Consider the following 23316-nt stretch of genomic DNA (forward strand, 5'->3'; position numbering starts at 1 on the left):
ACTATACTCTTTTGTTTTCAATCGCTTTATTACAATAAAGCGTTTTAGCTTCAATTTGTATTCTTGAAAGATTTTACAAGTTGGTAATATCATAATAGTGTAAAGATTAGTAATATTAAAAACAGGAGGGTGCTTTATGCGTAAAGAAAAGATGATGAATGAACAAGCGGTAAATGTTGATTTTTTCCCTGTTAAAGATGTTGATTATTTAGAATTTTATGTTGGAAATGCATTGCAGGCTTGTCATTATTTTTGCACCGTATTTGGATTTAAGCCCATTGCTTATTCAGGTTTAGAAACTGGTAACAGGGAATCAGTCTCTTATGTTGTTCAGCAAAATCAAATTCGTCTCGTCTTAACTGGTTCATTAAATGAAAGCAGCCGTATTTCCCAATTTGTTAAAAAGCATGGTGATGGGGTAAAAGATATTGCTTTACTTGTTGATCATATTGACACTGCATATCATGAAGCGGCGAAACGCGGTGCAATCGAAATCATTCCTCCAATGGAAATACATGATGAACATGGAACAATTAAAAAAGCAGTCATCGGGACGTATGGAGATACGATTCATACGTTAATTGAGCGAAAAAACTATCATGGTGTTTTTTTACCTGGGTATGTACCCGCTCATGTTCATATTCCATGAAAAGAAACAGGTTTATTAGGTATTGATCATGTGGTTGGAAATGTCGAGGAAATGGAAAAGTGGGTAACATATTATGAAAATGTCATGGGTTTCAAGCAAATGATTCACTTTGATGACGACGATATTAGTACCGAATATTCAGCGCTCATGTCAAAGGTAATGACAAACGGAGATCGAATTAAATTTCCAATTAATGAACCTGCAGAGGGGAAACGGAAGTCACAAATTGAAGAATTTTTAGAATTTTATAACGGTGCTGGTGTGCAACATATCGCCCTCCTTACTGACGACATTGTAAAAACGGTATCTGCTTTACGCGAAAATGGCATTGATTTTTTAAATACACCTGATGCTTATTATGGTGAATTGACCGAGCGAGTTGGAAAGATTGATGAAGAAATTGACAAGCTGAAAGATTTGAAGATTCTTGTTGATCGAGATGATGAAGGGTATTTATTGCAAATTTTTACAAAGCCAATTGTCGATCGCCCAACATTGTTTATTGAAATCATTCAGCGTAAGGGTGCAAAAGGGTTTGGTGAAGGAAACTTTAAAGCATTGTTTGAGGCAATAGAACGAGAGCAGGCACGACGCGGCAACTTGTAATTTTGTTTTTAAAGTGTATTACATGTTATTGAAAGGAGTGATATTTTTTGAACATCGAACCAAATACATTACATTGGCAAGATGCTTATAAACTATTAATCGGTTCAGTTTTGCCACGACCGATTGCATTTGTTTCAACAGTCGATACTAAAGGGGTAGCAAATCTTGCCCCATTTAGTTTTTTTACTGGAATTTGTGCCGATCCGATGATGATTTGCTTTGCACCAATGGTGAGAGGAACAGATGGTAGAAAGAAGGATACCTTACTTAATATTGAAGCAACAAAGGAATTCGTCATTAATGTTGTTAGCGAGAAAATTGCTGAAAAAATGAATCAAAGTGCAATTGAATACCCCTCCTCAATAGATGAATTTGCTGCAATTGGTTTAACGAAAGAAAACAGTAAAATAGTAACTCCTCCACGTGTAAAAGAGTGTGACGTTCATTTAGAATGTATACTTCACGATATTGTCCACTTTGGTGATCAACCAGGGGCAGGAAGTCTTGTTATTGGTAAAGTTATGCTTGTCCATATAGCGGATGAATTATTTTATGATGGAAAAATTGATACAAATAAATTGAAGCCAATCGGAAGATTAGCAGGACAAATGTATACAAGAGCTAGTGCGGATACGTTCATACTTCAAAGGAAAAGAGATGATGATAAATGAAAATATAAGCTTCATATTCTTATAAGCAGGTAGAATGCCCGTTTCATTTACACGAACGTTGAAATAGGGGTGGCACGAATGAAGTTTGTCTCTTTTAAAAATGAAATAGGATTGGAACGCAGCGGACTGATCATGAATGATAAAGTAATTGATGTGAATATTTTGACTAATGGGATTGTTCCTCATCAAATGCTCGGGATTATTCAAGGGTACCATAATTATAAGCCCTTTTTAGAGCAGCTACATGTAGAGGATAGAGGCGTTTATCATTTGAATGAAGTTCGTTTATGTGCTCCATTGTCAAATCCAATTAGCGTCCGTGATTTTTATGCATTTGAAGAGCATGTGAAAACAGCTCGTCAACGGCGGGGGCTTAATGTAGTTCCTGAATGGTATGAGATGCCAGTGTTTTACTTTACTAATCATTTAGCAATCATTGGTCCAAATGAATCGCTCATAAAACCGAGAAAGACGCATGCGCTTGATTATGAATTAGAAATAGCTTGTATCATTGGGAAGGAAGGAAAAAATATTGATCGCAAAGTCGCAGAGGATTATATATTTGGTTATTGTATTATGAATGATTGGAGTGCCCGTGATATCCAAATGAAAGAAATGAAAGTTGGCCTTGGACCAGCAAAAGGAAAGGATTTCGCAACATCCCTTGGACCGTATATCGTGACAAGTGATGAATTGGAGCAATATCGAATAGGCAATCGTTTTAATTTGGAAATGATTGCAAAGGTAAAAAAAGCTGTTATCTTGTGGTAATTTTAAAAATATTTATTATTCCTTCGGAGAAATGATTGAACGGGCTTCAGAAGATGTTAGGCTCTACCCCGGTGATGTAATCGGTTCAGGGACTGTAGGAACAGGCTGTATTTTAGAACTCGGAACCGAGAAACATCGCTGGTTGGAACGAGGGGATATTGTTGAGTTAGAAATCACAGGTCTTGGTGTTTTGAAAAATATAGTTGAATAGTTTACAAATTAGTACGAACACGTCAAGAAGAAATGGGGGTGTTGTGATGTACTATCGGCAAATGGGGAAAATTCCATTAAAGCGCCATGTACAGTTTCGAAAGGAAGATGGCACATTGTTTCGGGAACAAGTGATGGGGACGAAAGGTTTCTCAGGAACTCAATCCATCTTATACCATCATTATATGCCAACAAAGTTTATCAAGGCGGAGACAACATCAACATATTATCCCGTATTTGAAACAGATACCGTCTTAAAGCATCGTCATTTTAGAACGGATGAAATTAATCGAACAGGAGATGCGTTATTTGCGCGTGAATATTTACTAGGTAATAGTGACCTTTTAATTGCAACAGCGAATGTAACTGAGCGAATGAATTACTTTTATCGCAATGGGGATGGCGATGAAATGCTATTTGTTCATTATGGAAAAGGGAAAATTGAAACGATGTTTGGAACAATTCATTATAAAAAAGGGGACTATCTCATTATTCCGATCGGAACGATTTTTCGATTGATCCCTTACAAGGAGACAAAGCTCTTTTGTAATAGAGTCAAATAGTCAACTGCGGACACCGAAGCGATATCGAAATGAGTTCGGCCAATTACTTGAACATAGTCCTTTTTGTGAACGCGATCTAAGAGGTCCGGAAACTCTTGAAACATACGATATAAAAGATGAGCATACAATATTAACAAAATCGAGACGACTTATTCATCACCACGTCCTTGGACATCATCCTTTTGATGTGATCGGCTGGGACGGATACTTATATCCATATGCATTTAATATTGAGGATTTTGAACCGATTACGGGACGAATACATCAGCCACCACCAGTCCATCAAACGTTTGAAGGAGATCAATTTGTTGTTTGTTCCTTCGTACCCAGACTATATGACTATCATCCTATGGCAATTCCAGCACCTTACTATCATAGTAATGTGAACAGTGATGAAGTTTTATATTATGTAGAAGGGAATTTTATGAGCAGAAAAGGGATTAACGAAGGTTCAATTACCCTTCATCCTTGTGGAATACCGCATGGACCTCATCCAGGAAAAACTGAAGCAAGTATAGGACAAAAAGAGACGCTCGAACTTGCAGTAATGGTGGATACGTTTAAACCGTTGCACGTTGTAAAATCTACTACAGCCATTGAAGATGAGCCTTATATGTACAGCTGGCACGAAGAATGAACAGACATAAAATGAACAGACAAGCCGGAAGGCTTGTCTGTTGCTAGTTAAGAAGCATCTTGCTTATTTTCTCTCTTACTATAATCTTCCCAAAAGTCGGCATTTTTAATTCCAAGTTTTTGAGAATCAAAGATAGGATCTTTTCCTTCCTTTTTCTGTTGTTCATAGTCCTTCAATGCAATCAATGAAGGTTTTAATAGGAGGATAATTGCAAATAAGTTTAACCAGACCATGACCCCTAATCCAATATCACCTAAAGTCCAAGCGATCGTTGCCGTTTTGATACTTCCATAGAATACAGACGCTAGTATGACAAGTCTGATACAAAATGTCGCCCACTTAGCATTCTTTTTTCCCCTAGTTAAATAAACGATATTCGTTTCCGCCATATAGTAGTATGCCATAATTGTTGTAAATGCAAAGAAAAAGAGTGCAATTGAGACGAAACCAGCTCCAAACCCTGGGAAAATAGTTTCAACAGCTGCTTGGGTATAACCTGGACCAGGTTCAACACCTGGTATATTTTCAACTATATACGTTTTTTCAGGTGCATCTGTTTCTAATTCTGTATTATACATCCCTGTAATGAGAATCATAAACGCCGTTGCAGAACAAACGAGCAATGTGTCAATGTATACAGAAAAGGCTTGTACTAAACCTTGCTTTGCAGGATGAGACACTTCAGCAGCAGCCGCCGCATGCGGTCCAGTTCCCTGTCCTGCTTCGTTTGAATAAATTCCCCGCTTGACGCCCCAAGCAATCGCGCTACCTACAATTCCACCAAATGCCGAATCTAATGCAAAAGCACTAGCAAAAATTTGCTTAAAAACATGCGGTAATTCAGAAATATTAAAAGCAATGACAATTAACGAAACTAAAATGTATCCGATTGCCATAAATGGGACAACAACTTGAGCAACATTGGCAATCCGTTTAATCCCACCGAAAATAATTAAGCTTAAAAGAGCAACGACGATAAGACCTGTTATCCAAGGTTTAACTCCGAACGCTGTTTCCAAACCTAATGCAATCGAGTTAGCTTGAACCCCTGGCATTAATAATGTTAAGGCGATTGCAGTTGCAATTGCGAACAAAATACCATACCATTTCCAACCGAGTCCTTTTTCAATATAATAGGCAGGGCCCCCACGATATTGGCCATCTTGTTTCACCTTATAAATTTGTGCAAGCGTTGATTCAACATATGCAGTGCTTGCACCGAAAAAGGCGATCAACCACATCCAAAAGACCGCACCTGGGCCACCATAAGCAATCGCGGTGGCAGTTCCCGCGATATTTCCTGTTCCAACCCGGCCGGAAAGGGCTACAGATAATGCTTGGAAGGAGGAAACGCCTGCTTCAGAGCTCTTCCCGCTGAAAAGTAGTTTGACCATATCTTTTATCAATCTTAATTGTACAAAACGAGTTAGAATTGTAAAAATAATCCCAACCCCTAAGCTAATAATGATAAGCGGTGAACTCCATAATATACCGCTTAACTTGTTAATGATATTCTCCAAAAAAATACCTCCTTCATCTTGTCTACGGTGAAAAAAGTCCCCCTATTTAGAATTATAAAATAATTCAGAATATCGCACAATCTAAAATTTTTATATTTTGATTAAAATAAATGAAAGACCTTTAACTGTATTCTAATAAAACAAAAAAATGATATCTGTATTATAACAGTTAATAGTTAAATAGGGAATGTTTTTTTAAAAAATTATTATATTAATAATATTTTAAAAAGATTGAAAATTGAAAAAAAAATGATATATAAAATAAGTAGCGAATTTTTAAAAGATTATGTTAAATAGACAAAAAATATGGTATCGTATAATGTAAGTGTTTATATTGGATTATATACCATATACTTACAAAAATAAGCGGTTGTCCTCATTTATGAGGATGTATAAATATTTTAAGGGGGAATGTAAATGAAGCTCAAGAAATTTTCAACTTTAGCATTAATGCTTACCTTTGTGCTGCTCATTGCTTCAGCGTGCGGTGGTGAAAAAACAAATAAAAGTAATGAGCGTAGTTCAAAAGGAGGAAAAGTTGATTTATTAATGGGGACTGGTAGCCAAGGAGGAACATATTTTCCGCTAGGTGCCGAAATGGCAAATGTTTGGAATAAACATATAGAAAATGTGAATGTAACTTCAACTGAATCAGGTGCTTCAGTTGAAAACTTAGCGAAAATTTCTCGCGGTGAGTTTGACCTCGGGATGACAGTGAACCTTCCTGCTTATGAGGCTTTTGCAGGTAAAGGGGATTTTAAAGGAAAGAAGATTGATAACTTCGCATACATTGGACATATTTATCCAGAATTTTTACAAATCGTGACACGTGAAAGCTCTAAAATTGATAGTATTGAAGATTTAAAAGGAAAGCGGATTGCGATTGGACCGCCTGGAAGTGGTACACAGGCTGCAGCAAAGCTGATATTAGAGGCCCATGGCATTAAAGATGGGGACTATGACGCATATCAAGAAGGCTTTGGTGATGCTAAATCAAAGATGCAAGATGGAACAATTGACGCAACATTTGGTTTACTCGGTTTACCTGATGCAGGAATTGATGAGCTACAGGCTGCGGTTAAGGATATGAAGTTTTTGGAAATAACAGAAGATAAGCTAAAAAGTATTGAGAAAAACAGCGACTACTCTTCTTTTACTATTGAATCTGGAACGTACGAATGGCTTGATAAAGAGGTTCAAGCAGTGTCAGCCTTTGCTGTTCTAGTAGCAAATACTGATACAGTAAACGATGAGCTTGCATATGAACTAGCGAAAATGATGATTGAAAAATCTGAAGAAAATACACATCCACAGGAAAAACATATGACAAAGGAAAATGCATTAAATGGCTTAGGAGATTTGCCACTTCACCCGGGGGCAGAGAAATACTATAAAGAAATTGGATTAAAATAAATTGATAAAGGGCCTAGATAAGGCCCTTTTTAAAACTGAAATGGAAAACGCAGGTGGTGTTATGTGTGAAAAATAATAAAAAATTTGAGGAAAATGTACAAATTGATGAAATATTGGAGAAATACGACAGAGAAAGCACGTACCGAAAAAAGCTCGGTAAAGGGGGCTGGATTGTTATGTTTCTCGCGGTTTCGCTCACTTTATTTCATTTATATACCGGGTATAGGGGTGCGTTTGAAGCACGAATACAAGGTCCGATTCATCTTGGGACAGCATTAGGATTAATATTTCTTCTTTATCCAATTAAGAAAGGAATGCAGCGAAAGCAGCACGGTGTTCCTTGGTATGATGTATTATTAGCATTTATTGCGTTGTCAGTCGGATATTATAATGTCATATTTTACAATGAACTTGTAAATGAAAGGATTATTTTTGGCTATAATACTCCAGATTATATTGTGGCAACTCTTGGTGTGCTTCTCGTTTTAGAGGCAACGAGGCGCTGTGTCGGTCTGCCGATCGTCATTGTCGCTGGGGCAGCACTATTATATGCATTATTTGGAAACTTCATTCCGACAAAACTGTTTGCTCATGGAGGCTTTTCATGGGGAGAATTAACTACAAGTTTATACTTAACAGCGAAAGGGATTTATAGTACACCGATTCAAGTTTCTTCCACATTTATATTTTTATTCTTATTGTTTGGCGTTATGTTAATTAAAACAGGAGTTGGGCAATTTTTTAATGATTTGGCCTTTGCTCTTACTGGACGCTTTACAGGCGGTCAAGCAAAAGCTGCTGTAGTCGCAAGTTCACTGCAAGGAATGGTTTCTGGCAGTTCAGTTGCAAATACTGTAGGATCGGGTTCATTTACGATTCCGATGATGAAAAAGGCTGGCTACAAACCAGAGTTTGCAGCAGCCACAGAGGCTTCGGCTTCAACGGGAGGACAAATTATGCCGCCAATTATGGGGGCAGCTGCATTTATTATGGCGACATATACAGAAACTCCATATAGTCAAATTATGCTGGCTGCAATGATTCCAGCAATCCTCTACTTTTTAGGCGTTTTTTTAGGCGTACATTTTGAATCGAAAAAATTAGGAATCGTTGGTGTTTCGAAAGATAAGCTACCGAATTTTAAAAAGCTCATGATTGAACGAGGGTATTTAATTTTACCGCTCGTCGTCATCTTTGTCACGCTTCTAAGTGGGAAAACAGCAGCAAGGGCAGCACTTATTGCAATATTAGTTTCATTTTTAGTTAGTCTTATTCGAAAAGAAAATCGAATGACCCCTCTTGACTTGATTAACGTCTTTGAAGAAGGGGCACGAGTTGCTTTACCTGTAATTGCAGCTTGTGGATCGGCTGGGATTATTGTCTTTGTTGTTGCTCAAACAGGACTGGGCGGCAGAATTGCAGACGGAATTATTGCACTGGGGGCCGGAAATTTAATTTTGACGTTATTTTTTACAATGATTGCTTGTCTCATTTTAGGAATGGGCTTGCCGACAACCGCTAACTACGTCATCACTGCAACGATGGCAGCACCGGCGTTAATACTGGGTTTAGATGTTCCTGTTTTAGCTGCACATATGTTTGTGTTTTATTTCGGAATTGTTGCCGATATAACTCCGCCTGTTTGCTTAGCAGCATATGCAGGAGCAGGTTTAGCTCGAGCAAATCCATTTATGACAGGGGTTACTGCCTTTAAATTGGCAACTGCTGCTTACATTATCCCTTATATATTTGTGATGAATCCGCAATTATTATTAATTGATTATAAACCGCTTCTGTTAGTGATTGGAGTCGCAACGGCAATTTTAGGAATGATCGGTATAAGCAGTGCGATGGTCGGTTATCTCATTAGAAAGACTTATCTTTGGGAGAGAGTAGCTCTTGCTGTTGGGGGGCTTTGTTTAATAACTCCAAACCAAATCGTTGACATTGCAGGAATCGTCATTATTGTAGCGATTTTATTTATTCAATCACGCCGTCCACAAGAGGCGCGAGGAATGGATCATGTTAGCTTAAGTCAATAAAATGAAGATTAATACAGTTTATTTTTATAAAAAACTGGAGGTTTATTTCTATTAGAAGTCAAGGTCCGGAGCAGCGGAGGTGAATTTAATAGATCTGTCATTCATGAGTTTTTACAAGTGTATGTCAAGATGTGAGCAGACTAATGTGGTTGGTCTGCTTTTTTTAGTGTGCCAGGCATGGCATTTATCTAGGTGGTGCAAGTCCACTGTGGGGGAACACATCATCCAACCACTAGGGAAGCGCAAGGTGCTTGTCGTGAGGCAAGAGCTGAAGGAAGCGTGTATCAAAATCTTGGTCTGACGAACAGAAATCTGATACCAAGGCTTTACAGAAGGATAAGACTACTAAACAAGTCAAAGTCCAAAAGATGTGCGTAACTCTGTGAAGTAAATCAGGCAGATAAAAAGAGGAAAGATAAATGTCTTACCCTGGGAGGTCTCACGAACAGTTGAGGAGTCCCCTATAAAGAAAACTGGTCGAATAAGGTTTATCGTGAGAAGTCAGCAGAAACCATAGTAATGACAAAAGTCATGAAGGGTGGAACAATTTATAGTGTTTCTAACACCATGGATGCATGAGAGATAAATTTCAGAATGTGTTAATGAGGAAAGTATGGGCGTATCCCAAAGGATACTCAAAAGCGAAATGTCTCTCATCACAGAAAAGGAAAGGAAGAAACGAGTATGGAACTTTTAGAAGAAATATTAAGTAATGAAAATATGAATACTGCCTACAAACAGGTATATCGAAATAAAGGTGCGAGTGGCGTAGATGGTATATCCATTGAAGATTTGGCGTACCATCTTCGGAAGAATAAAGATGGCATACGCAATCAAATCCGAAAGCGAAAATACAAGCCAATGCCTGCGTTACGAGTCGAAATACCGAAAGATAATGGAAAGACGAGAAAACTAGGCATTCCCACAGTTGTTGACCGTGTGATTCAACAGGCGATTAGTCAAAAGTTGAGTCCAATATTTGAACGACAATTTAGTGAGTATAGCTTTGGATTTCGCCCAGGAAGAAGTTGCGAACAAGCAATCGTTAAAGCATTAGAATTTATGAATGAAGGCTACACGTGGTTAATTGATATTGACCTAGAAGAACGCTTCTTTGATACTGTCCATCATGATAAGTTAATGAGAATAATTTCTTATACAATCAAGGATGGCGATGTCATATCACTCATACGAAAATATCTAACAAGTGGAGTAATGGTGAATGGGAAACGTGAAAACACTCCCATTGGAACACCGCAAGGATGATAGCATCATCTTCGTCAAAAGTGAAAAAGCAGCCAATCGTGTCATGAAATCTATCACAAATTTTATCGAAAAGAAACTTGGGTTAATCGTAAACGCAGAGAAAAGTAGAATATCAAGACCAGGAAATACGAAATTTCTAGGATTTGGATTCTATTATGATACGCATACGAAAAATATCAACCACGAGCGCATCAAGATTCGGTACGGAAATTCCAAAGAAAGCTAAAACAGCTAACGAAACGCAACCAAGGAATCTCCCTAAATAACAGGATAATGAAATTAAGACAAGTTATTTACGGATGGGTGAACTACTTTAAAATCGCGAAGTTGAAAAAGATACTCACAACTACTGATGCGAAATTGCGCTCTAGGTTACGAGTCATCATTTGGAAACAATGGAAAAGTAATAAGAAGCGAATCCAATCACTTATTCAATTGGGTATACCTGAAGAAGAAGCCAAAGGACTGACCTATTGCCGAAAAGGATATCGGTACATAGGGCTATCGAAAGTTGTTCAAACAGCATTATCAAATAAACGTCTAAAGCAAAGAGGAATCCCCTTTGCCTTAGATTATTACTTAGAAGTTCATACTGCAATATAAGTTGAACCGCCGTATACGGAACCGTACGTACGGTGGTGTGAGAGGGATGGGAAGTTTAAATAACTTTCCTCTCTACTCGATTACAAATGAAAACCATACGCTAGGCTATTGTTCAGGGCCTCTTGGTGTTTTTGGTTTGTCAATCAAATTTGTGTACCAAGGGGAGATCTATTATATTTTCCAAGTAAGGGATCATATACATATGTTAGTATTCCACCGAAAATAAATGTTTCTTCTTTTGCGAGATATTTTAAAAGAAAAAAACAGTTTGATGATATTTATCGGCATGCAAATTAGAAATATCGATATGGAAACAGAAAGTTTTGGTGTAAAGGTTTTTTAGATACAGCAGGAAGAAATTAAGAATAAAATTGGACCTCAATTCGGTTCTAATTTATTCATGCATACAAATAATCGTTTTTCAAAAGAGTAACTATAAAATTCGTTTAAAATCTTTATTCATACAGGATTTCTTCAATTTTTTACTTTTTAACAAATATTTAATGTCAGAGATATTATCATATGACAGTTGAATGTAAAAATAGTTAATAAACTCTAAAATTGCAAAGATATAAATGAATAATGCAATTGACAACCCACCTAATGGTAACGAGGGATACCATTTAATGAAGTCAAAAATAAATGCAATGATTGTAGTTATCATCATGACTATATTCAGCGTTTTTAAACAATGTAACTGTCGAACAATCTTAATCGGAGTTATAGACGTATTCTCGTTTCTTAGTCTTTTTAGTTTTACATACCAATAAATCGTTCCTTGTAGTAGAAGCCATTCTAAGAGGATAAAAGATAGCCAAAATGAATATAGCGAATATAATTGTAGGTTGGGATATGCATAATTAAATAAATAACTGACAAAAACAAAAACGATTATAGAAGATAATTCGCCTGAATATAAATACAATAATCTTTTTTCTAACATTTCCTTCAACTTTACTACTCACCTATTTTTATATGAAATGGGTTAAACACCCCTAATTGGATCGATAAGAAAACTACTGAATTTTGACAGGCGTAAACTGTCGAAAGTATCTGTCATTTCAAATATGTGTTGTAATCTATAAATAAGAACGAAGTGATGTAATTGTCGAGATATTTTGTAGCCACGCCTTTAACTTAATTTACCCATTGTTTCATATGAGAGGGGAGGTTGTAAACGTTTTGTATGTGGTAAAGGTCTTTAATACTATACTTACTATATTTTGTTATAATTAGATAGTTTCCCAATCCTTCTTTAAAATAAGTTTCTCGCATTTCGTTGATTAGATGACCACCAACAGGAGAAGAAGGATGAACATAACGTTTTACCATTGGTATTCTTGTTTTTTTGCGTATCTGATAATTTATCAATGTGCATTAGTAGATTGCTAAAGGCTTTACTCATTTTGGCTTCTTCCGTATATTTGTTTTTATCATTATAATACTAATAGCCCGGGAAAGTATCAAACAATGGAGTAGAATAGAAAAAGAAGTACAAGCTTAGAAGAGATGAGGTTTTACGGAACGTTGGCATTAAACTAACGACAAGTGTAAATGAAATATTTGTCACAACCTATAAAGGTGATACAAAACTTACAAATTTACTGCTATTACTAAAAATCCGATGAACTTAAAGCACTTGATAGTCTAATAGAGACAACAAGTGCTTTTTTGCGTGCTCTAAAATTGAATTGACAGAAAAATGAATATTTTAGATCGGTTTTTATTTACAATTCAAAAACTAATGCATATAATGAAATATATATTTCATAATAATAATTAAATGAAATATAAATTTCAAAGGGGTGTTTTCGATTGCAAGTCAATCAACTAAACAATCAATTTATTTCTGAAAACATGAAACGTTCAGCTAAGATATACGAAGAAGCACGAACTGTCATTCCAGGGGGGGTAGCGGCAAATATTAAATATTTTGCACCTCATCCAATCGTGATGGAGAAGGGGAATGGGAGCCGTTTATGGGATGTAGACGGTAATGAGTATGTTGATTATTTACTATGTTATGGAGCGCTTATTCTTGGCCATGGCCATCCAGAAGTCAATCACGCTGTATTTGAACAATTAACGTCTTTTGGAACGGCTGTTTTTGGTACACCTCATCACTTAGAAGTAGAAATGGCGAAGCAGCTTGTGAAAATATTTCCAGGAATTGAGATGGTTCGCTATACGAACTCAGGGTTAGAAGCAACTTTACTTTCTATTCGTCTTGCACAAGCGTATACAGAAAAAACAAAAATCGCAAAGTTTGAAGGTCATTACCACGGTGGCTATGACCAAGTACTGCTAAGTGTGAACCCAAATATAAATGATGCAGGACAGGCTAATAAACCAAAAACCGTTCCAGACTCAAAAGGAATACCGCAATACTATGTTGAAAATACGATTATTTTACCTTTCAATGATATGGAAGCGACAGAAAAATTATTACGGCGGCATGCTGATGAATTAGCTGCAGTGATATTAGAACCAGTTCAAGGAGGATTTATTCCTGCTGAAAAGGAATTTATAGAATTAGTTAGAAAGCTGACAAGCGAATTAGGAATTCTGCTCATCTTTGACGAGGTGAAAACAGGATTTCGTTTATCAGTTGGCGGAGCACAGTCACTTTATAAAATAACTCCTGACATTACAGCGTTAGGGAAAGTTTTAGGAGGAGGATTTCCTGTTGGTGCTGTTGGAGGAAAATGTGATATTATGGAAATGATGGCTCCAGACAGAGGAGGGGATATTTTAATTGCAGAGGTTAATGCTGAGCAAAAAGAAGACCCAGTGTTTCATAGCGGAACATATAATGGGCATCCAACCGTTATGGCGGCAGGGCTTGCGACGATTAAAGTACTGGCAAGTTCAGGCGTAATGGAGCAGTTGCTCAAATTTACAAACCTTTTGCGAACTAATCTTGAAGCTGTTTATCATAAAAATGGAATCACTATGAAGACAATTGGAATGGGCAGTATTTTTAATATTGTTTTAACAGATAAAAGCATTAAAAATTACCGTGATTTGAAAACAGCAAATATGTTATTGCGAAAAGAGATTGATTATGAATTGCTAAAATTAGGAGTATATACAAAGCCGTTAAATCGATATTCTATGTCAGTTGCCCATAGTAAAGCAGACATTGATTTTACAGTAGCGGCTCATGAACAAGCGATTAAACGTGTTAAAGAGAGAGGAATTCGATATGGTTGAAGTGTATAAGTTAATTGCAAATAAATTACCAGAAATGAGCAAGTCACAACGAAAAATTGCGAAATATGTATTGAGCAATACAGAATCTGTTCTTTTTTTTACTGTTGGAAAGTTAGCGAAAATGGCAGGGGTAAGCGAAGCGACGGTTGTCCGCTTCGCAACCTTTCTTGGTTTTTCAGGCTATTCAAAATGGCAAAAAGCGATGCAGGAATCTGTAAAACGACAACTTACAACAGTTGAACGGTTGCAACTGTCAGACGATGTTTATGAGAAGGAAGATAAAGCAATATATGAAATGTTTCATGAAGAAATTGAACGAATTCAAACGATGGCAGATCAATTTAATGCCGCCGCTTTCGATGAAGCGGTCCAAAGTATTATAAAAGCGGAGCGAATATTTATCATTGCAAATCGAAGCGCTGTTTCTCTTGGAGCATTTTTAGAATTTTATTTTGATTTAATGTTTCAAAATACAGAATTAATTCGAAATCCGCACGGAATTTCTGAGAAGCTTTTTCGCTTAAATAAAAATGACGTTGTAATAGGCTTAAGCTTTGCTCGCTATACACAAAATACGATCGAAGCTGTTTCATTTGCTAAGGATCGTGGGACAAAAGTCATTGCGATTACTGATCATTTACTTTCACCATTAATCCCATTTGCAGATGTCGCCCTTACCGCTCCTAGCGAAATGCCTTCGTTCATCGATTCTTTTGTAGCTCCACTTAGTTTGATTAATGCTTTAATAACAGCTGTCGGCAGAAAGAAACGCACCGAGATTGAACAGCATTTAGAAAATTTAGAGGAAGTATGGGAGCGTTTTCATATTTTTTTTACTCATAAATAAACATGAGATGATAATTCACAAAATTGTTGGAACATGATCTCGGCCTGTTGACAAATGATCTCCCATTCTTCGTTATACAAATTATATTCGCTTCCGCTAAATTGTCTTTAGGAGAATGGACACTTAAATTAAATTTGGCGACAAACCGAGATTAAAATAATTGTTGGAGCATCATACTGCACTACTTAAAGTGTCTAATTTTATGTGTACTTAAGATAACAAATAAACAAATAACGATTGCGATTGAAAAAATATAAATATTTTTAACAGAATAGTACTCCGCCCATATTCCCGAAACAAACAATCCTAATGGAGCTGCTAGTCTCATGAGCATTGAAGAACTGCTCGTTACTCTCCCTAGTAAATGGTTCGGAGTAAGTTCTTGCCGGATCGTTAAGTAAATAATCGACATTGTTGTTACCCCAAACAGCCTTATAAATAATCCAATTGCCATGACCCACCAAGATGTGGATATTAATAGAAAGAAAACTCCGAGAGCGTCAAATAATAAACTATAGACGAAAATTTTCCCTCTTGCTATAGTTTTCGTTATTTTTGGAACAATGAGTGAACTGATCAGACCTCCGACTGCACTAATGCTTAAAATATAACCAATCTGTCTTTCTGATGCCCCTAAATATTCTGTAGCATAAAAAATATTTATACCGATTATTAAACTAGCAGAAAAGTTAATAATTAAAATCACAATCGTTGGAATAAGCAACGTTTTGTTTCCAAACAGCTCGAAAAGTCCTTCTTTTATTTCTTTTATGACTGATGACTTTTCCTTTTTTGGTACGCTGTTTTTGTCAAGTCGAACAAGATTGACAGTAAAAAACATTAAAAACAAGCAAACGAAATAAATTGCAAAGCTAATTTTGTACGAGTATACTGCGAGTAAAATCCCAGCTATTCCAGGTCCAATTAAGTTAACAACTGTATATACTAGAGTGAGTTTTGCATTTGCTTCTGTTAATTGATTTTTTTCGACAATTAAAGGAACGATAGAATGCTGGGTATTTATGAACGTAAAATTTGCAGCCGAAAGAAAGAACCCGATTATAAACAAATGCCAAATCAGTAACTGATCGATCCATAACAGTAATAACAACGCCCCAACAAAAAACAGTTGGATTAATGTCATTACACTCATTATTTTCTTTCTGTAAAAACGGTCGATAAATACACCAGCAATTAATCCGAGCAAAATATTTGGAAAAAACTCAACTGCTCTCATCGTGCTCATCGCTAATGGAGATTTTGACATATGATAAATTAATAACGGAATTGTCACCATGTACATTTGTAAACCAAAATTGGAAATGATTGAACCGATCCACAAAAATAGAAAGTTTAAATTAATCCAAGGAACTATTTTTTGTTGCATATTTTTTTGTTTTTCAATTTGTTGCTCCAGTATTGTCACCCCTCAAAATATTCCACCTGTTGTAAAATTTTAACGTATATAAATAAAAAAGGTAAGTAGTTGAATGAAGATTCTTAAATTTTTGATTTTCCAAAAAAGAAAATTTTATTACTTTAATCCTATTTACATCTATATTCATGTTCTGTAATAATTCAGCCTTAAGACTTAAGCTTTATGTAAAAATCGTAACATTCCGAAACAATCATTCATGTTTTTCAAACATGTCATGATAAACTTTATTTTAACTGTTACGTACACAAGATAAAATTGGTAAATAAATCTATTTCTAAATAGATTGTGTAATTCCCCATTTTAAATAGAGTCGAGCAGTGTAAAAAAAGCGGAGACTTTATGCGGTGTAGTTATAAAGGAGTATATTAATGGCGTTCACAAGCTTTGCTGAAAGAAATCGCAAATAAAATTGAGGGAAATGTTAAACTTTGTTTTGAAAGAAATAAAACGGATTCTGATAAGATAGAAATCAAAAGAAATCTATCGATCGAAACGATATCAGAATGGTGATGTAGGCTTGAATAGATATTCATTATAAACTCATTCGATGATCAGTAAGCCGCTATTCAACTGGATTAATATAGTCCAATGTCATTGTCTGTGTTTTAATGGATAGTAAATATTATAAATGAATGAAGGAAGATAAGTATGATGAGTCTTCTATCTGTTTTTAGACAGTTTAATGAAAAACAAGCTATAATAAAAGCTTAAAGGTGTGGTACTATTTTCATAATAAGAAATAACAAAAGAATACTTGATGGGGGAGAGGGATAAAATGTTTGAAAATCCGGCATGGATGCTCACTTTTGCATCATTAATTGCTGTATTAGGAATTGCGTTCGTTTTTAAGCAGCTGATGGAAAAGGTTGTTTCTGCTGATCAAGGGAAAGAAAGACAAACGGTTCAAAAAGCGTTGACTCAGTTTTTTATTAAAATTATGGTCATTGAGATTGTTCCGATTATTCTTCTCATTTTTGGGATTATGAAACTATCTACATTTTCTGGGACCATTGATGATATGCTCATACATATTATTGTTACTGTAGCTGTATATTTGTTTGGTTTATTATTAGTCGTTATTTCTGCAAAGCAGGCGCAACAGCAGCCGCAAATAACAAAAGAAGTTCACAGACATATTTCTACATTTATGATGATGGGGATTGCACTTATTTCTTCTTTTCCGCTCATTGTTTTTGTAATGATTTTTCTTTTTGCATGAGGTAAATAATGAGCCACCAATTTTTAGGAAAATAGGTGGCTTTATGTTTTATTTTTTTATGTAGATTAATTTGTCTTTTTTTTTTGTTACAGATCCAATAATTGCCGCATCTGTTAAGCCGCTTTTATGAAGATCTGCAACATATTGCTTTGCCTCATTTTCAGGCATTGAAACGAGAAGACCGCCTGATGTGATCGCATCACAAAGAACAATTTGTTCATGAGGAGCGATGTTTTTGTATTCTACATCGTCTATTAACCAGCGATGATTTGCTTTTGATCCGCCTGGGACGACGTTTTCTATTGCCAATTCATAGGCCCCTTCCAAAACTGGAACACGTTCAATATCAATGATAAAGCTGACGTTGCTTCCCCGAGCGATTTCACTAGCGTGGCCGAGGAGGCCAAAGCCTGTGACATCAGTGACGGCGTGAGGGGAGTATTGTTTTAGCAGTTGTGCTGCTGCCTTATTTAACATTGCCATCGTTTTTGTCACTTTTTCTTCTTGTTGTGGTGTGACAACGCTTCTTTTAATTCCTGTCGTCATAATCCCGATACCGATCGGTTTTGTTAGTACGAGTACGTCGCTTTGTTTTGCACCAACATTTTTCCAAACGTGATCGGGGTGGACAATGCCTGTTACAGAGAGACCGAATTTCGGTTCGGAATCGTCTACAGAGTGCCCGCCGACTGTTACTGCACCCGCTTCTTTTACTTAATCAGCGGCGCCTTTTAATATGTGTGCAAGCATTTCTGCTCCGAGTGTCTTTATAGGGTATCCGACAATATTTAGAACGGTTTTAGGTTCTCCGCCCATTGCATAAACGTCACTTAACGCATTTGCAGCCGCAATTTGGCCAAACATATATGGATCATCGACAATTGGAGTAAAATAATCGATCGTTTGAATTAAAGCAATTGAATCAGTTAAACGATACACACCAGCATCATCTGAAGTTTCATGACCGACAAGCAATTCAGGTACAGGATCTTGTTCTGGTAAAAGACGCAACACTTGCGCCAGGTCATCAGGACCGATTTTGCAGCCTCAGCCAGCTTTTGTTGATAACGATGTCAGCCGGTTTTTTTCATGTTCGTTCAACTCTTTCACCTCCATGTTTCCTATTTATATTGAGGAAACATCAAATTGTTTAACTGGAATATCATATCATATTATAGCTTTTCCTACTAAAACAAGCGAACATATTGCTTCATTATGTATGCTTGTACTTTTTATTTTGTTACTTATTTTGGAGCGTTTTTTCAACTGCGGTAAGTGCATGAATGCTAGTCGTATCGAATAGTGGTACATTCGAATCAGCTTGATCAATTAATAATGTTATTTCTGTACAGCCTAAGATGATCCCTTCAGCGCCTGCGTTAATTAAGTCATGGATAATTTTTTTATACGTTTCTTTAGATGGATAACGAATATCCCCTAAACAAAGCTCCTCAAAAATGACTTTGTTCACTATATTACGTTCGTGTTTATTTGGTATTAAAATATCAATTCCGTTAGTCAGTAATCTTTCTTTATAAAAAGCTTGTTCCATTGTATATGATGTCCCTAATAAGCCTATTTTTTTTACACCGTGTTCTTTTATTTTTTTTGCGGTTGCATCTGCAATATGAAGAAGTGGCAGTTTTGTTGCTTTTTCAATTTCTGGCGCTACTTTATGCATCGTATTCGTACATAAAACGAGAAAATCAGCTCCTGCTCTCTTTCTAAGCTTTTTTGCAGCAGAAGCAAGGATGTCTGCAGCTTTATCCCAATTATTCTTCATTTGACATTGTTCAATTTCAGCGAAATCTACACTATATAATAAGCATTTAGCTGAATGAAGCCCACCGAGTCGTTTTTTTACTTCCTCGTTTATAAGCCGATAATATTCCCCTGTCGATTCCCAACTCATCCCGCCGATTAAGCCGATTGTTTTCATGTTTCTACTGCTGCAACATATACAGCAGTTCACCGCCTTTCTATTTGAACTATAGTTTAAACATAACAAAATGATTTAGTTGAAACGATATAAATTGATATTTAGTCGTTATTTATTTCAGAAATTGTGATAATGCGGTTTTTTCCTGTCCCACCATTATGTTTGGAAATTGATACTTCTAATATGCCGTTATTGAGCGTTGCTGTTATTTCTTTATTTTGAAGTAAAAATGGGAAAGAAACAGTTCGTTTCTTCGGACTAGAATTGGAACCGGCTTTAATGATCAGCTCATTTTTTTCTACATGAACTGAAATTTCATGACTTTCGAAATGAGGCAGTAATGCTTCGATAATAATCGTTTCACCTGTTTCAAAAAGATCGATTCGAAACTCTGAATGGTCTAAGAGAGAGGTAAGAGGATCAAGAAAAAAGCATTCCATCCATTTTTCAAAGTCATGTAATAGTGAATGATCGTTACTTTCATTCGGCATTTCACAATCCCCCCCTTATTTACATTAGCCTATTCATTCCATTTCAATTTGTGATGATGTTATAATAGACACCATAATAACGACGGAGGATTTTTTTAAAAGTGAAGCAGTTTCTACGCTATATCCCACCCGTTCATGAGCTTCAAAAGGATGAACGATTTAAGCAGCAAATGAAAGAAGCTGAAATTGATGTAAATTTTATGACTGAAGCAGTAAAGAATGTAATTGATCATGTGCGTCAGCAAATAATTGCCGGGAGCTGGTCCGGTGCTAAGCCGGGAACAGCACAATTTATTTCACAGTTGTTTTCAATTGTACGTGAGACGTTGCAAAAACAGTACTCTTACACATTAAAAAGGGTGATAAATGGGACAGGGACGATCCTCCATACAAACCTAGGACGTGCTCGATTAAGTAGCAGGGCTGCAGAACATGTTCTTGAAGCTGCCCAACATTATTCAAATTTAGAATATGAGTTAGAGGCAGGCGAACGGGGCTCACGACATAGTCATGTTGAACAATTAATTACAAAAATAACTGGCGCTGAAAGTGCAATGGTCGTTAATAACAATGCAGCAGCTGTTTATTTAGTGTTGCGAGCGCTTGCCAGTGAAAAAGAAGTAATTGTTTCTCGAGGCCAGCTTGTAGAAATCGGCGGTTCTTTTCGCATTTCCTCGATAATGGAAGAGAGCGGTGCACAGCTTGTCGAAGTCGGGACGACAAATAAAACACATCTTTATGATTATGAACAAGCGATTAATGAAAATACAGCGATGATTTTGAAAGTACATACGAGTAATTTTAAAACGATTGGCTTTACTAAGTCAGTCGACCGAGAAGAGCTTGCAGCGCTAGCTAAAAAACATGCTGGGATTATTTTTTATGAAGATTTAGGCAGTGGTGTCCTTTACGATTTCGAGAAGCATGGCATTGGCGAGGAACGAGCCGTCGGAGATGTACTAAAGAAGGGGGTTGATCTCGTTTCTTTTAGCGGTGATAAACTGTTAGGGGGACCACAGGCAGGTATTATTGCAGGAAAAAAGAAATGGATTGATCAGTTAAAAAAACACCAACTAGCACGAGTTGTCCGTGTCGATAAAATGACGTTAGCAGCATTAGAAGGAACATTAATGGACTATTTAAAAGGGGATGTAACAACTATTCCAACGCTGCGTGATTTGCTCATTCCGATTGAACAATTAAAAGAGCGAACAATTCAGTTTATTGAAACATTACAACAACAGCCAACACATTACAAAGTTCGCTTAAAAGAGGGTGTCAGTCAAGTGGGCGGCGGAACGATGCCGGGTGTTGAATTACCGACTTACCTTGCTGCAATTAGGCATAAACAAATATCAGCTGAACATTTAGGTCGCAGTTTGCGAACGAATCATTCACCTCCCATTATTGCACGCATCCAAAATGAAGAAATTTTATTTGATTTACGGACGATTACGAAAGAAGAAGAGAGGATTATTTTGAATGCGCTGCTGGAGATTGAAAAGCTGATTATTTAAACTGAGGCTGATCTAATGTTAGATCAGCCCTTTTCATGATTACATGTCATGACCAGCATTGTTTTTTTGTCTCGTATGATTGCGGTTTTTCACTTTATGTGAACCGCTTAATGGTTCAGGTTGACCAGACTGTTCGCCTTTTGGAGCATTTTTACGCATATCTTTTCCATCATTTTTATTCATCATCATCCCTCCTAGGGAGTAGTATGATTCTTTCATCATCTTTTATCCACATATGATCAAACAGTAACATTTGGTGGGATTTACGTTTAAACGAGCTTTTATTCTCCTGTTTTTACTACTGAATATTTCTAATAAAACTGCGCAATTTAACGGTAAGCTTTTTTAAATGGAGGAGAAATTAAAATGCCTTACTACAAAGATAAACAACAAGCTTTTCAAGCTGCCCAACAAGGAGTAGAAGAAGCAAAAGGCTTCTTTCATGATATTGTTAAAGATAGTGCCGCATATGGCCATCAATTAAAGCATTTAAAAAATGAAGTAAATGAAGCATACGAACAGATAGAAAACGCTCTTGAAGTAGCGTCTGAAACACAGCGAATTCGACTGAAGCAATTCCAACAAGATCTTCAGGCGATAGTAAATGAAGTAAATAAAATGAAATAATTGGCTCATTTTAAAGCCCGACGTTTTGGAGGGCACTGAAAAACTTGCGTTTTTTTATATCATAACGGTTTCCAAGATAAAAAGGAGGCACTTTCTATTCTATTTTAAATAGAAAGTGCCTCCTTTCTTTACTTATTTCTTACTCTTTTCGTCCATGAGCTTCAATATTGGCTTTCTCTGAATAAGCTGTATCTCCAATAACCGTATCCACTTTCATACCTGCTTGTTTCCTTTTTTCAATCACTTCAATTATTTTTTTACAGTAAGTTACTTCATCTTTTCTCGTTAGAAGTATTTTTTGCAGGGAACTTGGATCGATTACGTCATCTTCTAGTGCCAAATCTAAGAAGGATTTAAGGACATATCATATTTTAGAACGCTCTACTAAATCAGCGTCTGAGATATCATGAATCCCCTTTAATAATAAATCCTTAAACATACGATAGGAAAAATTGCAATTCGACCATTATTCAAACAGTATTTCGTTTTTAGCTCCTCTCATATAAACGAAAAATCGCCAAGTTCATTCATTTGACGAAGCCTGTTATCTTTTTGGCATGACGAGATCACAAATTACCATATAGGGACTTAAATTGAGCGTTTCTTGGGTTGAAATTTATGGAGAGAGCACGCTAGTTGATTGGAGTGGAAGACGGCGACTCCTGTGGGAAAGCGAGACAGACGAGACCCCGCCCGAAGCGAAGGAGGAGGCTCGCCCGCCCGTGGAATGCGTTCGCCTGAAACGGAAATTAACGGGTTTCAAAAGGCGAGTAGATGAACGCAAGTCGTTCACCTACTCGCTATGAAATTTTAAGGACTTTTTCAGTGCCCTCACATTTTGTTGGGCTTATTTTAGCGATAAGTGAAAGGATCATAAATCAACTTACTAGCTACCTTTTAAGATCATGCGTTACAATAAAGCTATATGATATCTCCCACATAAGTTAAACTTATCAAAAACAATAACTTTCTTGTTATTTACTTATGTAACAGGTTGTATTAAGATAAATAATGTGTGAAAAGTTAGATGGGAGAAGTTCGAGCTTTTCAATAACTTCTATTATTTTATGTAAG

17 protein-coding genes and 7 pseudogenes are annotated in these 23316 nt (G+C 36.5%); 15 read left to right on the forward strand and 9 right to left on the reverse strand.

Going from position 1 to position 23316, the window contains the following annotated elements; genetic code table 11:
* Positions 1-154: 154 nt before the first annotated feature.
* From hppD to K6959_RS06920, 4 genes and pseudogenes are all read left to right on the forward strand, one after another.
* Positions 155-1255: pseudogene (hppD, locus tag K6959_RS06905) on the forward strand (4-hydroxyphenylpyruvate dioxygenase).
* Positions 1256-1302: 47 nt separating this feature from the next.
* The gene (locus K6959_RS06910) at positions 1303-1926 is read left to right on the forward strand and encodes a flavin reductase family protein (protein ID WP_163243361.1); all 624 of its coding nucleotides are present in this window, start codon (positions 1303-1305) and stop codon (positions 1924-1926) included.
* Positions 1927-2004: 78 nt separating this feature from the next.
* Positions 2005-2908 (forward strand): annotated as a pseudogene (locus K6959_RS06915) (fumarylacetoacetate hydrolase family protein).
* A gap of 46 nt (positions 2909-2954) precedes the next feature.
* A pseudogene (locus tag K6959_RS06920) lies at positions 2955-4107 on the forward strand (homogentisate 1,2-dioxygenase).
* Between the two features lie 47 nt (positions 4108-4154).
* Here the strand turns inward: K6959_RS06920 and K6959_RS06925 are convergent.
* On the reverse strand, positions 4155-5627 hold the full coding sequence (locus K6959_RS06925; protein ID WP_163243358.1) for an alanine/glycine:cation symporter family protein: 1473 nt from the start codon (positions 5625-5627) through the stop codon (positions 4155-4157).
* A gap of 417 nt (positions 5628-6044) precedes the next feature.
* On the opposite strand from K6959_RS06925, the gene K6959_RS06930 reads away from it, so the two are divergent.
* From K6959_RS06930 to K6959_RS18915, 6 genes and pseudogenes are all read left to right on the forward strand, one after another.
* Positions 6045-7040, forward strand: a complete 996-nt coding sequence (locus K6959_RS06930; protein WP_223088007.1) for a TAXI family TRAP transporter solute-binding subunit — start codon at positions 6045-6047, stop codon at positions 7038-7040.
* A gap of 65 nt (positions 7041-7105) precedes the next feature.
* The gene (locus K6959_RS06935) at positions 7106-9082 is read left to right on the forward strand and encodes a TRAP transporter permease (RefSeq protein WP_223088009.1); all 1977 of its coding nucleotides are present in this window, start codon (positions 7106-7108) and stop codon (positions 9080-9082) included.
* 684 nt (positions 9083-9766) lie between these two features.
* Positions 9767-10348: a reverse transcriptase domain-containing protein gene (locus K6959_RS18900; RefSeq protein WP_262421909.1), complete on the forward strand. Its 582-nt coding sequence runs from the start codon at positions 9767-9769 to the stop codon at positions 10346-10348.
* Positions 10305-10574: an RNA-dependent RNA polymerase family protein gene (locus K6959_RS18905; RefSeq protein ID WP_262421910.1), complete on the forward strand. Its 270-nt coding sequence runs from the start codon at positions 10305-10307 to the stop codon at positions 10572-10574. Before K6959_RS18900 ends, K6959_RS18905 begins: the two co-directional genes overlap by 44 nt.
* Before the next feature lie 26 nt (positions 10575-10600).
* Positions 10601-10951, forward strand: coding sequence for a group II intron maturase-specific domain-containing protein (locus tag K6959_RS18910; protein WP_262421968.1), 351 nt, complete (start codon positions 10601-10603; stop codon positions 10949-10951).
* Positions 10952-11155: 204 nt separating this feature from the next.
* Positions 11156-11311: pseudogene (locus K6959_RS18915) on the forward strand (IS200/IS605 family transposase); the annotation flags it as partial.
* A 73-nt stretch (positions 11312-11384) separates the two neighbouring features.
* Here the strand turns inward: K6959_RS18915 and K6959_RS18920 are convergent.
* Entirely contained in the window at positions 11385-11903 is a 519-nt protein-coding gene (locus K6959_RS18920) for a general stress protein (RefSeq protein WP_163243323.1), read from the reverse strand.
* A 33-nt stretch (positions 11904-11936) separates the two neighbouring features.
* Positions 11937-12220, reverse strand: a pseudogene (locus K6959_RS18925) (IS1595 family transposase); the annotation flags it as partial.
* A gap of 588 nt (positions 12221-12808) precedes the next feature.
* Here K6959_RS18925 and K6959_RS06945 point away from each other — a divergent pair.
* Together K6959_RS06945 and K6959_RS06950 are read left to right on the forward strand one after the other, a co-directional pair.
* A complete protein-coding gene (locus K6959_RS06945; protein WP_223088334.1) occupies positions 12809-14164 on the forward strand; it encodes an aspartate aminotransferase family protein in 1356 nt (451 codons plus the stop codon).
* The gene (locus K6959_RS06950) at positions 14157-15011 is read left to right on the forward strand and encodes a MurR/RpiR family transcriptional regulator (protein ID WP_223088011.1); all 855 of its coding nucleotides are present in this window, start codon (positions 14157-14159) and stop codon (positions 15009-15011) included. Before K6959_RS06945 ends, K6959_RS06950 begins: the two co-directional genes overlap by 8 nt.
* A 181-nt stretch (positions 15012-15192) precedes the next feature.
* Here K6959_RS06950 and K6959_RS06955 read toward each other — a convergent pair whose 3' ends face one another.
* On the reverse strand, positions 15193-16437 hold the full coding sequence (locus K6959_RS06955; RefSeq protein WP_223088013.1) for an MFS transporter: 1245 nt from the start codon (positions 16435-16437) through the stop codon (positions 15193-15195).
* Positions 16438-17224: 787 nt separating this feature from the next.
* On the opposite strand from K6959_RS06955, the gene K6959_RS06960 reads away from it, so the two are divergent.
* On the forward strand, positions 17225-17668 hold the full coding sequence (locus tag K6959_RS06960; protein ID WP_163243326.1) for a hypothetical protein: 444 nt from the start codon (positions 17225-17227) through the stop codon (positions 17666-17668).
* Positions 17669-17716: 48 nt separating this feature from the next.
* Here the strand turns inward: K6959_RS06960 and selD are convergent.
* From selD to K6959_RS06975, 3 genes and pseudogenes are all read right to left on the reverse strand, one after another.
* Positions 17717-18784: pseudogene (selD, locus tag K6959_RS06965) on the reverse strand (selenide, water dikinase SelD).
* A 124-nt stretch (positions 18785-18908) separates the two neighbouring features.
* On the reverse strand, positions 18909-19607 hold the full coding sequence (locus K6959_RS06970) for an aspartate/glutamate racemase family protein (protein ID WP_223088014.1): 699 nt from the start codon (positions 19605-19607) through the stop codon (positions 18909-18911).
* 101 nt (positions 19608-19708) lie between these two features.
* A complete protein-coding gene (locus K6959_RS06975) occupies positions 19709-20098 on the reverse strand; it encodes an Hsp20/alpha crystallin family protein (RefSeq protein ID WP_163243329.1) in 390 nt (129 codons plus the stop codon).
* 101 nt (positions 20099-20199) lie between these two features.
* Here K6959_RS06975 and selA point away from each other — a divergent pair, with 101 nt between their 5' ends.
* Positions 20200-21615 (forward strand): L-seryl-tRNA(Sec) selenium transferase, encoded by a 1416-nt coding sequence (gene selA, locus K6959_RS06980; RefSeq protein ID WP_163243330.1) that lies wholly within the window; start codon positions 20200-20202, stop codon positions 21613-21615.
* A 39-nt stretch (positions 21616-21654) separates the two neighbouring features.
* Here the strand turns inward: selA and K6959_RS06985 are convergent, their stop codons facing one another.
* A complete protein-coding gene (locus K6959_RS06985; protein ID WP_163243331.1) occupies positions 21655-21801 on the reverse strand; it encodes a small acid-soluble spore protein P in 147 nt (48 codons plus the stop codon).
* Positions 21802-21981: 180 nt separating this feature from the next.
* Here K6959_RS06985 and K6959_RS06990 point away from each other — a divergent pair, with 180 nt between their 5' ends.
* The gene (locus K6959_RS06990) at positions 21982-22242 is read left to right on the forward strand and encodes a hypothetical protein (RefSeq protein ID WP_163243332.1); all 261 of its coding nucleotides are present in this window, start codon (positions 21982-21984) and stop codon (positions 22240-22242) included.
* A gap of 244 nt (positions 22243-22486) precedes the next feature.
* Here the strand turns inward: K6959_RS06990 and K6959_RS19570 are convergent.
* Positions 22487-22822: pseudogene (locus K6959_RS19570) on the reverse strand (transposase); the annotation flags it as partial.
* Positions 22823-23316 lie beyond the last annotated feature (494 nt).

Origin of the sequence: Bacillus aquiflavi, from assembly GCF_019915265.1 — a bacterium.
GTDB lineage: Bacteria > Bacillota > Bacilli > Bacillales > Cytobacillaceae > Bacillus_BT > Bacillus_BT aquiflavi.